This is a genomic window from Aliiroseovarius crassostreae, from assembly GCF_001307765.1.
GTDB lineage: Bacteria > Pseudomonadota > Alphaproteobacteria > Rhodobacterales > Rhodobacteraceae > Aliiroseovarius > Aliiroseovarius crassostreae.
Map to the genome: position 1 here is coordinate 69,669 of NZ_LKBA01000006.1, position 13,566 is coordinate 83,234.

General features: G+C 58.6%; 14 protein-coding genes. 9 read left to right on the forward strand and 5 right to left on the reverse strand.

Annotated features, from left to right (window positions below; translation table 11 throughout):
* The first annotated feature begins 58 nt into the window (after window positions 1-58).
* From AKJ29_RS06620 to lexA, 8 genes are all read left to right on the forward strand, one after another.
* Window positions 59-667, forward strand: coding sequence for an anthranilate synthase component II (locus tag AKJ29_RS06620; RefSeq protein WP_055189224.1), 609 nt, complete (start codon window positions 59-61; stop codon window positions 665-667).
* Complete coding sequence (trpD, locus tag AKJ29_RS06625) at window positions 664-1,680, forward strand: anthranilate phosphoribosyltransferase (RefSeq protein WP_055189226.1); 1,017 nt, start codon at window positions 664-666, stop codon at window positions 1,678-1,680. The genes AKJ29_RS06620 and trpD overlap by 4 nt, the downstream gene beginning before the upstream one ends.
* Before the next feature lie 228 nt (window positions 1,681-1,908).
* A complete protein-coding gene (locus AKJ29_RS06630; protein ID WP_055189228.1) occupies window positions 1,909-2,547 on the forward strand; it encodes a uracil-DNA glycosylase in 639 nt (212 codons plus the stop codon).
* A gap of 4 nt (window positions 2,548-2,551) precedes the next feature.
* A complete protein-coding gene (gene trpC, locus AKJ29_RS06635; RefSeq protein ID WP_055189233.1) occupies window positions 2,552-3,355 on the forward strand; it encodes an indole-3-glycerol phosphate synthase TrpC in 804 nt (267 codons plus the stop codon).
* A gap of 9 nt (window positions 3,356-3,364) precedes the next feature.
* Complete coding sequence (gene moaC / locus AKJ29_RS06640) at window positions 3,365-3,844, forward strand: cyclic pyranopterin monophosphate synthase MoaC (protein WP_055189236.1); 480 nt, start codon at window positions 3,365-3,367, stop codon at window positions 3,842-3,844.
* Entirely contained in the window at window positions 3,841-4,731 is an 891-nt protein-coding gene (locus AKJ29_RS06645; protein WP_055189238.1) for a GIY-YIG nuclease family protein, read from the forward strand. Before moaC ends, AKJ29_RS06645 begins: the two co-directional genes overlap by 4 nt.
* The gene (locus tag AKJ29_RS06650) at window positions 4,728-5,900 is read left to right on the forward strand and encodes a molybdopterin molybdotransferase MoeA (RefSeq protein ID WP_055189240.1); all 1,173 of its coding nucleotides are present in this window, start codon (window positions 4,728-4,730) and stop codon (window positions 5,898-5,900) included. The genes AKJ29_RS06645 and AKJ29_RS06650 overlap by 4 nt, the downstream gene beginning before the upstream one ends.
* Window positions 5,901-6,077: 177 nt before the next feature.
* Window positions 6,078-6,782 carry a transcriptional repressor LexA gene (gene lexA / locus AKJ29_RS06655; RefSeq protein ID WP_055189242.1) on the forward strand — a complete coding sequence of 235 codons (705 nt, stop codon included), beginning with the start codon at window positions 6,078-6,080 and terminating at the stop codon, window positions 6,780-6,782.
* A gap of 171 nt (window positions 6,783-6,953) precedes the next feature.
* Here lexA and phaR read toward each other — a convergent pair whose 3' ends face one another.
* The 3 genes from phaR to AKJ29_RS06670 all read right to left on the reverse strand — a co-directional run bounded on the left by phaR (window position 6,954) and on the right by AKJ29_RS06670 (window position 10,202).
* Window positions 6,954-7,511 (reverse strand): polyhydroxyalkanoate synthesis repressor PhaR, encoded by a 558-nt coding sequence (gene phaR, locus AKJ29_RS06660; protein WP_055189243.1) that lies wholly within the window; start codon window positions 7,509-7,511, stop codon window positions 6,954-6,956.
* 176 nt (window positions 7,512-7,687) lie between these two features.
* Entirely contained in the window at window positions 7,688-8,137 is a 450-nt protein-coding gene (locus AKJ29_RS06665) for a hypothetical protein (protein ID WP_055189245.1), read from the reverse strand.
* Window positions 8,138-8,399: 262 nt separating this feature from the next.
* Window positions 8,400-10,202, reverse strand: coding sequence for a PHA/PHB synthase family protein (locus tag AKJ29_RS06670; protein ID WP_055189247.1), 1,803 nt, complete (start codon window positions 10,200-10,202; stop codon window positions 8,400-8,402).
* 161 nt (window positions 10,203-10,363) lie between these two features.
* On the opposite strand from AKJ29_RS06670, the gene phaZ reads away from it, so the two are divergent.
* Entirely contained in the window at window positions 10,364-11,725 is a 1,362-nt protein-coding gene (gene phaZ, locus AKJ29_RS06675; protein ID WP_055189249.1) for a polyhydroxyalkanoate depolymerase, read from the forward strand.
* Between the two features lie 119 nt (window positions 11,726-11,844).
* On the opposite strand, the gene AKJ29_RS06680 is transcribed toward phaZ, so the two are convergent.
* Together AKJ29_RS06680 and AKJ29_RS06685 are read right to left on the reverse strand one after the other, a co-directional pair.
* A complete protein-coding gene (locus tag AKJ29_RS06680; protein ID WP_055189251.1) occupies window positions 11,845-12,555 on the reverse strand; it encodes an alpha/beta fold hydrolase in 711 nt (236 codons plus the stop codon).
* A 93-nt stretch (window positions 12,556-12,648) separates the two neighbouring features.
* Window positions 12,649-13,407 (reverse strand): alpha/beta hydrolase family protein, encoded by a 759-nt coding sequence (locus AKJ29_RS06685; protein ID WP_055189253.1) that lies wholly within the window; start codon window positions 13,405-13,407, stop codon window positions 12,649-12,651.
* Window positions 13,408-13,566 lie beyond the last annotated feature (159 nt).

Sequence of the window (13,566 nt, forward strand, 5' to 3'; positions counted from 1 at the left end):
GCCGGACTGGACCCGCGCGTAACCCCTGTTGCGCCACCAATTGCTGAAAGGCCATCTCATGATCCTGCTGATCGACAATTATGACAGCTTTACCTACAACCTTGTCCATTATCTGGGCGAATTGGGGGCCGAGGTCGAGGTCTGGCGCAATGACGCGTTGACGGTTGACGAGGCGCTGGCGAAACAGCCGCAGGGGATCTTGCTTTCACCTGGTCCCTGCGACCCGGATCAGGCCGGAATCTGCCTTGATCTGACCCGTGCCGCTGCAAAATCAGGTGTGCCGCTTCTTGGTGTCTGTCTTGGGCATCAGACCATTGGCCAAGCCTTTGGCGGACAGGTGGTGCGCGCAGGCGAGATCGTTCACGGCAAAATGGGCACGATGCACCATGCCGGTCAGGGCGTGTTTGAAGGTCTGCCCAGCCCGCTTGAGGCCACGCGCTATCATTCTCTGATCGTTGACCGTGACAGCCTGCCGGATTGTCTTGAGGTCACGGCCTGGCTGGAAGATGGCATGATCATGGGGCTGCGCCACAAGGAACTGCCGATTGAGGGCGTGCAATTCCATCCCGAAAGCATCCGTTCGGAACATGGCCACGCCATGCTGGCGAATTTTCTGAAAGCGGCCGGGGTCAACGTGCAGGCCATCAACAAGGGGGACGCCGCATGAGCGAGATGATCAAACCGCTGATCGGAGCTGCCGCCGACCGCCCCCTGACCCGCACGGAAGCGGAACAGGCGTTTGAGATCCTGTTTCAGGGGGAAGCCACTCCAAGCCAGATCGGCGGGTTCCTGATGGCCCTGCGCACCCGTGGCGAAACGGTTGAGGAATACGCCGCCGCCGCCGCGGTGATGCGCGCGAAATGCAACAAGGTCACCGCCCCGCAGGGAGCGATGGATATTGTCGGCACCGGGGGCGATGGCAAGGGCACGCTGAACATCTCGACCGCCACGGCCTTTGTGGTCGCGGGGGCGGGGGTGCCGGTGGCCAAACACGGCAATCGCAACCTGTCGTCGAAATCCGGCGCGGCGGATGCCCTGTCGGAAATGGGTGTGAACGTGATGGTCGGGCCCGATGTGGTCGAAGCGGCCCTAACCGAGGCGGGCATTGCCTTCATGATGGCGCCAATGCATCACCCGGCGATTGCCCATGTGATGCCCACACGTGCCGAGCTGGGCACGCGCACCATTTTCAACATTCTCGGTCCGCTGACCAACCCGGCGAGTGTGAAACGCCAGCTGACCGGTGCCTTTTCGCGCAACCTGCTGCGTCCGATGGCAGAGACCCTCGGCCTGCTGGGCAGCGAAAAGGCGTGGCTGGTGCATGGGTCTGACGGCACGGATGAACTGTCGATTGCCGGTGTGAGCTGGGTCGCTGCGCTGGACAATGGCGCGGTGCGTGAATTTGAACTGCACCCCGAAGAGGCCGGCCTGCCGGTGCATCCGTTTGAGGCGATCATGGGGGGCGAGCCGGCCGAAAACGCCAAAGCGTTCCGCGCACTGCTGAACGGCGAGAAATCCGCCTATCGCGATGCGGTTTTGCTGAATGCGGCGGCAGCATTGGTGGTGGCTGACAAGGCGGGCGACCTGAAAGACGGCGCCGCGTTGGCAGCCGAGAGCATCGACAGCGGCGAAGCCTTGCGACGGATCGAAACCCTGGCCCGCGTGACCTCAGCAGGGTGATCATCCGCCATCTGACGAGCCCGGGCGGCAATCCGCCCGGGTGTAAAAACCAGAAAACTAGTTTTCTAGTTTTCTAGTTTTCTAGTTTTCTAGTTTTCTAGTTTTCTAGTTTTCTAGTTTTCTAGTTTTCTAGTTTTCTAGTTTTCTAGTTTTCTAGTTTTCTAGTTTTCTAGTTTTCTAGTTTTCTTCGAAATGTGCGCCCGAGCGCGCCTGTCAAGGTCTCCACCTATGCCCCACATTCCCGCAGCCTGGTCCGACCTTCCCTTTTTCACCGATACCTGGCCCAGAATTGACGCTGCAATCAAATCGGACCCGCGCGAGATCCTTCCGCCAGCGCCCCGCCGCTTTGCCGCCCTTGAAGCGGCGCAGCCCGAGGATGTGCGCGTTGTGATCCTGGGTCAGGATCCCTACCCCACGCCGGGCCATGCCAACGGGCTGGCCTTTTCCGTGGAACCGGATGTGTCCCCCCTGCCCCGCTCCTTGAAAAACATCTATGCCGAGCTGGAAACCGATCTGGGCATCTCGCGCGCCAATGGCGACCTTTCGGATTGGGCAAATCAAGGCGTCTTGCTTCTGAACACCGCGCTTTCGGTGCCGGCAGGAGAGGCCAACGCGCATCAGAAACTGGGTTGGGACCGGCTGGTGCATCAAGTGCTGGGGCGCGTCTCCCGTCGGCCCACTGCCTTCATCCTGTGGGGAAACAATGCCCAAAAGCTCGCCCGGCACATTCAGCCCGGTGATCACCTGATCGTGCAAACCGCCCATCCTTCTCCGCTTTCGGCCAGACGTGGATTTTTCGGCTCTCGCCCGTTTTCTTCCGTCAACAATTGGCTTACAGATCAGGGCCAGCCCCCAATAGCATGGTGATGACATGACCCTGACCGTTCTCGACAAGATCAAAGCCTATAAGCTGGAACATGTGGCCGAATGCAAAGCCCGCCACCCGCTGTCTGAGGTAGAGGCCGCCGCGCGAAACGCCTCTGCACCCCGTGGCTTTGCCAAGGCTCTGTTGGATGCGTCGAAAACTGGTTATGGCCTGATTGCGGAAGTGAAAAAAGCCAGCCCATCCAAAGGTCTGATCCGCGAAGATTTCAACCCGCCAGAATTGGCCCGCGCCTATGAGGCCGGGGGGGCCACCTGCCTTTCCGTGCTGACCGATGGTCCGTCTTTTCAGGGCGCGGATGAGTTTCTTGTCGCGGCTCGCTCCGCCGTGTCCCTGCCCGCGCTGCGCAAGGATTTCATGTATGACACCTATCAGGTGGCCGAGGCCCGCGCGCTGGGGGCCGATTGCATCCTGATCATCATGGCCTCCGTCTCGGATGCGCAAGCCGCCGAACTGGAGGACGCAGCCTTCGGCTGGGGCATGGATGTGCTGATCGAAGTGCATGACGAGGCAGAACTGGAGCGCGCCGTGGCGCTGAAATCACCGCTTTTGGGGGTGAACAACCGCAACCTCAAAACCTTTGAGACCACGCTCGACACCACCCGCCGTCTGTCAAAGCTGGCCCCGGCTGACCGCCATCTTGTCTGTGAAAGCGGGCTCTTCACCCCGCAGGATCTGGCCGATATGGCAGAATATGGCGCGCGCAGCTTCCTGATCGGTGAAAGCCTGATGCGCCAGGATGATGTCGAGACCGCAACCCGCACCCTTCTTGCCAACCCTGTTCCTGCCTGAGGTAACCCCATGACCAGATCACCGCTCACGCATTTCGATGCCGACGGACAGGCCCATATGGTGGATGTGTCCGACAAAGCCGTGACCGACCGCATGGCGCTGGCTGAGGGGTTTGTGAAAATGACCCCGGAGACGCTGGCGCTGATCACCGATGGCACCGCCAAGAAAGGCGACGTGCTTGGCGTGGCGCGGCTTGCCGGCATCATGGGCTGCAAACAAACCTCTGCCCTCATTCCACTGTGCCACCCGCTGCCAATCACCAAGGTCGCGCTGGAACTGGAACCGGTGCCGGACCTGCCCGGCATCCGCATCACCGCCACGGTGAAGACCGGTGGGCAGACAGGGGTCGAAATGGAAGCCCTCACCGCGGTGTCCGTCGCCGCCCTCACCGTTTATGACATGCTCAAGGCCGCCGAAAAGGGAATGGAAATCAAAGACATCCGCCTTCTTCGCAAAGAGGGTGGAAAATCGGGTGTCTATGAAAGATGAGCAAGGGGCGGTCTCTCGAACTCTTTTTTGTTGATGGTCGCCCCGATGGGATGCTGACCGCAGAAGTGTTTGACTGGACCGGTCATGTATTGCGCCTGCCCCGCACCCAGCTCGTGGATGGTCTGAAACGGCCTGAGGCGCAGCAGACCGGGGTTTACATCCTGATCGGACAGGATGAAAACGGACCACTTGCCTATATCGGCGAGACCGAGAATATGGCCGATCGGCTTAAATCGCACGCCCAGAGCCGCGACTGGTGGGACGACGCCATCCTGATCACCGCCGCCCGCGATGCGCTGCACAAGGCACATGTGAAATTTCTCGAAGCCCGGTTGATCCAACTGGCCAAAGAGGCCGGCCAAATCCGCCTGGAAAACGGCAATCAGCCCGGCGGGGCAAGCCTGAACGAAGCCCATACTGCCAATATGGAGAGCTTTCTGGACACCCTGCATATGGTGTTGCCCGCCATTCGTGTGGAGTTCTTTCAAAGCGGGCGACGCTCGCATTATGCAGAACAAATGCCCCCAGCGTCGCCAGCCTCTCCCACTTTCGTTTTTTCCTTACCTAGAAGAAGCATTCAGGCGCATGCTCGCCTTGAAGGTGCGAACATGCGGATCCTCAAGGGATCGCAGGCCAGCCTGACATGGTCAAATGCACAGCACAACCTTGGATACGCATCCTTGCACCAATCCCTTTTCGAGACTGGCATCCTCCGGCAACTTGGTGAACTTGCCGAATTTACCGAAGACTACGCCTTTGCCAGCCCCTCGGCAGCAGCCTCAATCGTTTCCGGGAGGGCTGCCAACGGACGCACATCATGGAAACTCCCCGATGGCCGCACCTATGCCCAATGGGAAGAAGAACAACTCAACGAGGCCCCCTCATGATCCCCGTCACCGAAGCCCTGGCCAATCTGTTTTCTCTGGTAAATCCGCTCAATCGCGAAGAGGTGCCTTTGGCCGAGGCCGCGGGCCGCGTGCTGGCCTCCCCGGTGACCGCCACCCGTCAGCAGCCCCCCTTTGCGGCCTCCGCCATGGATGGCTATGCGGTAAACGGCGTGGAAGCAGACCCCGAGGCGATGTTCCGGGTGATCGGAGAAAGCGCCGCCGGGCACGGGTTTGATGGCAAGCTTGGCGCAGGGCAATGCGTGCGCATCTTTACCGGCGCCCCGATGCCCGAAGGGGCAAATCGCGTTATTATTCAAGAAGATGTGACCCGAAAAGGGGATCTGATCACCCTGGGGCGCAAACTGGATAAAGGGCCTCATGTGCGCCCCGAGGGGGCTGATTTCGCGGTTGGGGATCAGGTCGAGGCCCCCTTGGTGCTGACCCCGGCCCATCTGGCTCTGATTGCGGCCATGAACACCCCGAAGGTGCAGGTGTATCGCAAACCCGTTGTGGCCCTGATGGCCACCGGGGACGAACTGGTCATGCCCGGAGAAAATCCCGGCCCGGACCAGATCATTTCCTCAAACACCTTTGGCCTCAAAGCCCTGATCGAAGAAAACGGCGGGGAAGCCCGTATGCTGCCCATCGCGCGCGACAATCACGACAGCCTGCGCATGGCATTTGAACTCTGCACCGGGGCAGATCTGATTGTGACCATTGGCGGGGCCTCGGTCGGCGATCATGATCTGGTGGGTGAGGTGACCGAAGAGCTCGGGATGGCACGCAGTTTTTACAAGGTGGCAATGCGACCGGGCAAACCGTTGATGGCAGGCAAGCTCGGGAACACACCGGTGATCGGGCTGCCGGGCAATCCGGTCTCGGCCATGGTCTGTGGGCATGTGTTCCTGGTGCCGGCCCTGCGCGCGATGCAGGGGTTGGGCAAGGCCGCGGCCCCGCGTTACACCGCCCGCCTGGGTGCGGATATTTCCGCCAATGGCCCCCGGGAACATTATATGCGCGCGGTCGTGGCCAATGGAGAAATTACAGCTTGCAATCAACAAGATAGCGCCCTCCTGTCGGTTCTTGCAGGGGCCAATGCCCTGTTGATCCGTCCGGTCAGCGATCCAGCTCAGCCCGCCGGGACGCTTGTGGAATATCTTGCTATTTGACGGGCAGGTACGGCTTGTTAACCACTCCTTTACCTCAAGTTGACACAAACAGAGAACATGGGTAGAACAGAGGCTGAACACCCGGTAATATCGGGACGATTGGTCCCTGCGTGAGCATCGCCCGTGATGATGCCCCACCGAAGGGGATGTGCCAAATAACAACGGAGGTAAGTGCAAGTGCTGACCCGTAAGCAATTGGAACTTCTGGATTTTATCCACAAACGCATCCAGCGCGATGGCGTTCCCCCCAGCTTTGATGAAATGAAGGAAGCGCTGGATCTGCGGTCGAAATCGGGTATTCACCGACTGATCACCGCCCTGGAGGAGCGTGGTTTCATCCGTCGCCTTGCCCATCGCGCCCGTGCCATTGAAATCGTGAAGCTGCCCGAAACCATGGAAAACGCGGGTCGGGCCGGGTTTGAACCCAAGGTGATCGAAGGCGACCGCCCCGAAACTCCGCCTGCGGCACTGGCGGTGGAGGCCGAAGCCGCGATGGGGGTAAGCACCCTGCCACTGCTGGGCAGGATCGCCGCTGGCGTACCGATAGAAGCCATAACCGATGGGGCGCAACGCGTGTCAGTGCCCCAAACCATGCTAGGCCATGGGGGGCAACATTACGCCCTTGAAGTAACAGGGGATTCCATGATCGACGCCGGCATCAACAATGGCGATATCGTGGTCATCCGAGAGACCAGCCATGCCGAAAACGGTGAAATTGTCGTGGCCCAGATCGAAGGGTATGAAGCCACGCTGAAACGCTTTCGCAAGACCAATGGCATGATCGCCCTTGAAGCTGCCAATCCGAATTATGAATCCCGCATTCTGCCCGAAGGCGCCGTCAAGGTTCAGGGCAAGCTGGTTGGGTTGATCCGCACCTACTGATTTCGATGCGATCTGCCGTAAACACCAAGAAAAAGGGAGGCTCACCGCCTCCCTTTTTCGTCTTTTAAAGCCTTCTTTGCCAAGAACAAAGCCGGCCGGGCGATGTGGAAACTTCAAGGCAACTGGCGCATTTGCACAGCCGCCCCTGAACCTGCTCACAATCCCCTCAGATCAGCCCAGACCAGAGAGTTTTTTCTGCAGCTCTGCCAGTTGTTTCTTGATCTCGCTCAGCTCCTCATCCTTGGACCCATTTTCCCCATCCTCTTTCGCAGAGGGGGCCGATCCAGCGGCAAAGCCGCCCATCAGGGCTTTCAGAAAGGCCTCTTGCTGCGCCTGCATCGCTTCCAGACCCGGCATATTGGCCATTGGGTGGCCCATCGTGCCCAGGTTTTCCATCATCTTGCTCTGCCCTTCGCGCAACATCTCAAAGCTTGCCGCAAGGAATTGCGGCACCACGCTTTGCGCCTGCGTCGAATAGGAGCGCACCAGATCCGTCAGAACATCGACAGGCAGGACATTTTCCCCCCGGCTTTCATGTTCCGCAATGATTTGAAGCAGATACTGCCGTGTCAGGTCATCTCCGGATTTCAGATCAATAATCTGAACATTCCGCCCGTCGCGGATAAAGCCCGCGATATCGTCCAGCGTCACATAGTCGGATGTTTCAGTGTTATAGAGCCGCCGACTGGCATAGCGTTTGATCAGCAGCGTATCGTGTTGTTGTACCATTTTTCCTCCCCCGACTGCACCTGCCTTGAGCGGCATTTTGTGCTGCAGTGCAAAAAGCCTATGCCAGCGTGCCAGTCATTGGCAAGCCTGTTGACCACAAAAGAATAGAAAAGGGCGCACCAAAGGCGCGCCCAGGGTCAGGTGCCGGGGGGAGGACCCGACAGAGTGTAACCCGATTATTTCGCGGCAGCGGTGGCCTTTTTGGTGGCTTTCTGCACCTCTTCGCCAGCTTTTTTCACAGCAGCCTGGGCTTCTTCGCCCATTTCTTTGCCCGCAGCCATCATCAGTTCGACGGTTTCGGCTTGAACGCGCTTGGCAACTTCTGCAAAAGCGGCCATGTTTTCGGCAGCCAGTTCAGCCTGGGCCGAAGCGAAATCGGTCACGGCTTTTGAGTAATCAGCAGCGTCTTCTTTGGCGGCGGTCACGTCGCCGATTTTGGCCAGGGTCTCTTTGGTCCATTTGGTCGAGATTTCAGCCGATTTGTCAGCAGCCTGCAGAGCCACTTTCGAGAATTTCTCGCCCAGTTCAGCCTGATTTTTGAAAGCGTCTTGCGCGATGGACATATCCACCGGGAAGTTGCTCATCATCTCTTGGAACATCTTGGTGAAGTCTTGCGTCTTGGTCATTGGTCATCTCCGAATTTTGCGGCCGCCGGGAGGAATAGGAGGAGGAGCGGCCAGGATATAGTCTGTCTGTTGCAACCTGCCAGTCCGCCCTGCGGGGATCACCCTGCTGTTTTTCGGCAAACCAACTTGCTGCGCCTGCAAAGAATATGGATGCTGCATCGCAGCAAATCAAGTTCTTTCTGCACTGCAGCATGTAAAACTTGTGTGACAGACAAAAAATGCGGAGATTCAGGGGGTTGCAAAAAATGCAACCCCAGATAGTTCAGCTCTTTTTCGCCACAACGTAGGTTCCGGGTGCCGGTGCCAGCACGTCGTTGGTCGAATCACCCGGCACACGCGCGGCCTGCTTTTTCCCGGATTTGGCCGAGAGCCATTTGTCCCAACGCCCCCACCAGGACCCTTCATGGAAAGTCGCCCCTTCCATCCAGTCATCCGCACGCTGGGGCCATTCCGTGTTGGTATAATGGCCATATTTCTTTTTGGAGGGCGGATTGACGATGCCTGCGATATGGCCGGATTCCGATACGATGAAGGTGCGATCTTTTGACGTGGTGCGCCGCATCCCGATGTAAGAGCTTTTCCAGGCCGCGATATGGTCAGTTTCGCAGGCAATGGCACACAGCGGGACATCGACATCCTCGATAGACAGATGTTCGCCCAGCAGTTCAAAGTCCCCCAGCGCAAACTCATTCCCCTGACACAGACCGCGCAGATACTCCACAGTCATTCTGGCCGGCAGGTTGGTGCTGTCCCCATTCCAGTACAATAAATCAAAGGCGGGTGGCGTTTTACCCAGCATGTAGCTGTTGATCGCCGGGCCATAGACCAGATCATTCGGGCGCAGATACGAGAAGGTGCGCGACATGAAGAAACTGTCGAGATAGCCCTTGGAATTGACTTCTTCCTCGATGCCATCGACAAAATCATCGTCAAGGAACACGCCCACTTCCCCCTGATCGGAGAAATCGGTGAGCGTGGTAAAGAACGTGGCAGAATTGATCGACGTGTCACCGCGTTTCTTCATCAGCGACAGGGTCAGAGACAGGGTGGTGCCCGCGATGCAATAGCCCACCACATTGACCTTTTTCTGCTTGGTGATCTTCTTCACCTCTTCGATCGCGGCCAGATAGCCTTCCTCGATATAGGTCCCCATTCCCACGTCACGATAGCTTTCGTCAGGGTTGGCCCAGCTGACCACAAACAGCGTGTATCCCTGATCGACAATCCATTTGATCAGGCTATTTTGTTCTTTCAGATCAAGAATATAGAACTTGTTGATCCAGGGTGGAAAGATGATCAGCGGGCGGGCATGCACCTGTTCCGTGGTGGGCGCATACTGGATAAGTTCAATCATCCGGTTGCGAAACACCACAGACCCTTCGGTAGTGGCGATATTGGCCCCGACCTCAAACGCACTCTCATCCACCAGCTTGACCAACAGCTCACCGTCATTGGCTTCCAGATCATTGACCAGGTTTTCCAGCCCATCCACAAGCGACCGGCCTTCGGTCTCGATCGCCCGCTCCATCGCGTCGGGGTTGGTCGCGAGATAGTTGGTCGGGCTCATCAGGTCGATCAGTTGCTGGTTGAAGAAGGCCAGCTTGGTGCGTTCGCGTTCGCTCAGCCCCTCAACCCGGTCGAGATTTTCATGCATCGCTTCCGCCGCCAGCATATATTGCTGCTTGAGGTAGCTGTAATAGGGATGCGTGTCCCACAGGGGATTGGAAAAACGGCGATCCTTGGTGGCCGGAGCCTCCGGCGCTTTGAACTCGCCGGTTTTCATGCCCTCGGTCATCGCCTGCTGGGCGTCCATCGCATGTTGCAGACTTTTGCCCCAGAAATTCACCTGCTGCTCAATGATCTTTGCCGGGTTGGTCATCAGTTCATTCCAATAGGCGGTAGAGGTCTTGAGCAGAAAATCCTGCCCCGGCCCCTGCAGGCTCTGCCGCACCGCCTTGCGCCCGGCAAGCACCGCAGACAATCGGGCTGACAACGTCTCAATCCGGGCAAGGTTTTCGTTCAGTTCACTTACATCCTGGCCTGGATTTTTTTGATCTGTTGTCATGGTGAAATATTCCCCCTATCTTATTTCGCACTTGCAGCATAAAATATATCTGCACTGCAGCATTGTCAAAACCGCACCGCAGCATAGCAAATATTGCATGTGTTCATGACTATGCGGTAACAAAGCTGGAAAATGCAAAGGGTAAATGAAAGGGGTTCTGAATGCGGTACATGGCGACATATGATCTGATGGAGACGTTGCGAAACACCAACCAGTGGCTGGGCGCGACGGCTGCCGCTCTTGGCTCCTACCCGGCAACGGCCCTTGTTCCCAACCCCTTCTTCCAGATGATGGCAGCCTGGGGCGGCGTCACCGAACGCACCTTCCACCGCATGACCGTGAAGCCTGACTGGGGCATCAAAACGGTGGTCACCAAAGATGGTCGTGAGCGTCTGGTCGAGGTTGAAAAACTGGTCGAACGCCCCTTTGGCGACCTGATCAAATTCAACGCTGTTGGTCGCGCCCCGCGTGAGCGCCGCATCCTGCTGATCGCCCCCATGTCGGGCCATTACGCGACGCTGCTGCGCTCAACCGTGAACAGCCTTCTTCCCGAGGCGGATGTCTATGTGACCGACTGGCACAATGCCCGCGACATCCCGGTCTCGGAAGGCAAGTTCGATATCGAAGACTACACCCTCTATCTTGTTGATTTCATGCGCCATCTTGGCCCGGACATCAATGTGATCGCCGTGTGCCAACCGGCCCCCCTGACCCTGGCAGCCACGGCCTATCTGGCCGAGCTGGACCCCGAAGCACAGCCCCAGACCCTTACCCTGATCGGGGGGCCAATCGACCCTGATGCCGCCGCCACGGACGTAACCGATTTCGGGCGCCGTGTGACCATGGGACAGCTGGAGGAAATGGCCATCCAGCGCGTTGGTTTCAAATATGCTGGCGCAGGTCGCATGGTCTATCCGGGCCTGCTGCAACTTGCCGGGTTCATGTCAATGAACGCCGAAATGCACTCCAAGGCTTTCGCGGATCAGATCATGCGCGTGACCAAAGGCGAGGCGTCGGATCACGACAAGCACAACATGTTCTATGACGAATATCTCGCCGTGATGGACATGACCGCGGAGTTCTACCTCTCCACCGTTGAACGCCTGTTCAAGGACAGCGAGATTGCCCGCAATGCATTTGTCGTGAACGGGCACAAGATCGATATCGGCAAGGTCACCGATGTGGCCGTGAAAACCGTGGAAGGGTCCAAGGACGACATCACAGCGCCGGGGCAATGCGTTGCCGCGCTGGATCTTCTGACCGGGCTGCCCGAGGATAAGAAAGCCAGTCATCTGGAGCCGGGCGCGGGTCATTACGGCATCTTTGCCGGCAAGAGCTGGCGCAACAATATTCGTCCCATGGTCCTTGATTTCATTGATCAAAATGCCGGCACCCATGCCAAGCAAGCCGAAAAGAAACGGGCGGAAAAGGCCAAGGCCAAAACAGCTCCCCCTGCGGCCAAAGCAAAGGCCGAGCCCAGTTCATCGGACGAAGGCGGCCTGCCCACGCGAATCCCAGTGTGATTCGCGCGATCACCCGGCACATCACCTGACCTCAGACACAAAAGGCACCCAACCGGGTGCCTTTTTTCTGTTTCTGCCCCTGCCCGGGTCACATTTTGGCAGGTCCGCATTGTCGCAAGTTATCGCAAAGCCAGCGGCATCTGCATCCAGGCATCCAGCCCGATTGTCACTTCCTCCGGGCATTCCAGCATCGGCATATGCCCCGCATTCGGCAACACGACCAGTTCCGCCCCCACCACCAGTTCCGCCATGTTTTCATGTCGGCGCGGCGAGGTCAGCCGATCATGCGCACCACATAGCACCATGGTCGGGATCTTGAGTTTCTGCAGCATTCTCTGGGCATCGGGGCGCCGTTGCAGCGCCCGTTGATGGCGGATGAACATCTCGGCTCCGAAATCAAGGGCCATGTCACGAATCAAAGACAGGATCGCGTCCTGCCCATCCCCCGGCGCCAGGGTATCCGGCGTGACCACTTCCGACACGGCCTCTGCCAGACGCCCCGCATGTGCCCGCACGATCAGCGGCTCTCGCCAGGCGGCCTGCGCAGGCGTGTCGGGCAAGGGAGAGGTGGACAAAAGCGCCAGACGCGAGACCCGCTCAGGTGCGCGCCGGGTCACCTCCATCGCCACGATCCCGCCCATCGAATGTCCCGCCAGCGCAAAGCGCGGTGGCGCCTGGTCCAGCACATGAGCGGCCATTTCCCGAATGGTATCCCCCATGGCTAAGTTGGTCAGCTGCACCGAGTATTTCCGGGACAACACATTGATTTGAGGCGCAAAAACCCGCGCGTCACACACCATACCCGGCACTAGAACCAATGGCTCCCGCATTCCCTCACCTCACCTTGTCCACCCGTCTTGTGCCGTGTCGCGACGGCGGGGGCAAGCACCCTACGCGCCCCCGGCACAAATACGCCTTGCCCCTCAGCCTGCGCGCCGGATCACCACCAGCGTCATTTTCTGGATCAGATCAAGACATTCCGGGCTGGAGAACCGGTGATCGGCCCCTTTGACAAGCGTCAGGCGGATATCATCCCCCTCGGCATGGTCCAGCAATTTGACCGCCTGCGACGTGGGCACGGCCTCATCTTCGGTGCCCTGCAGGAAACGCACCGGCATGTCGAGCTTCAAGGGTGAGCGCAGCACGAAGTTCTCTCGCCCATCTTCGATCAGCCGCTTGGTGATCAGGTAATCCTCGTCATAATCGGACGGGATCGACAGCATCCCTTCGCGCTCCAGTTCCGCTTTCTGCGCGTCGGTGAAACTGGCCCAATAGCCATCTTCGGTGAAATCGGGCGCGGCCGCGATGGTCACCAGACCGGCCACCCGGCCGGGGCGCGCGCGCGCCAAAAGCAGCGATTGCCACCCCCCCATGGACGACCCCACCGCAATGATCGGCCCTTGGGTCAGATTATCCACCACCGCCAGCGTGTCCTCATGCCAATCGCCGATGCTGCCTTCCACAAAGGCGCCCGAGCTTTGCCCATGGCCGGAATAGTCAAACCGCAGGAAGGCAAATCCCTTCTCCTGCGCCCAGGCCTCCAACGCGACCGCCTTGGTGCCTTCCATGTCGGATTTCAGCCCCGACAGAAACACGATGGTCGGCCCCGTCTGGTCTTGGGCACCGTCGGTCTTGTTATAGGCAATGCGACGGCCCTGCGGCGTGTCGAGAAAGTCCACCATCTTTGCGCTCCTCATCCTGTGATCTGTGCTGGGGCGAACCATAATCTGCCGGAATATATGAGCAATCCCCTTTTCACATTGACACGCGCGGGTCATCGGGGGAAAACGCCCCTTACACATAACCCGCAACCGGGCGTTCCGTGGGCGCCAAAACGACGA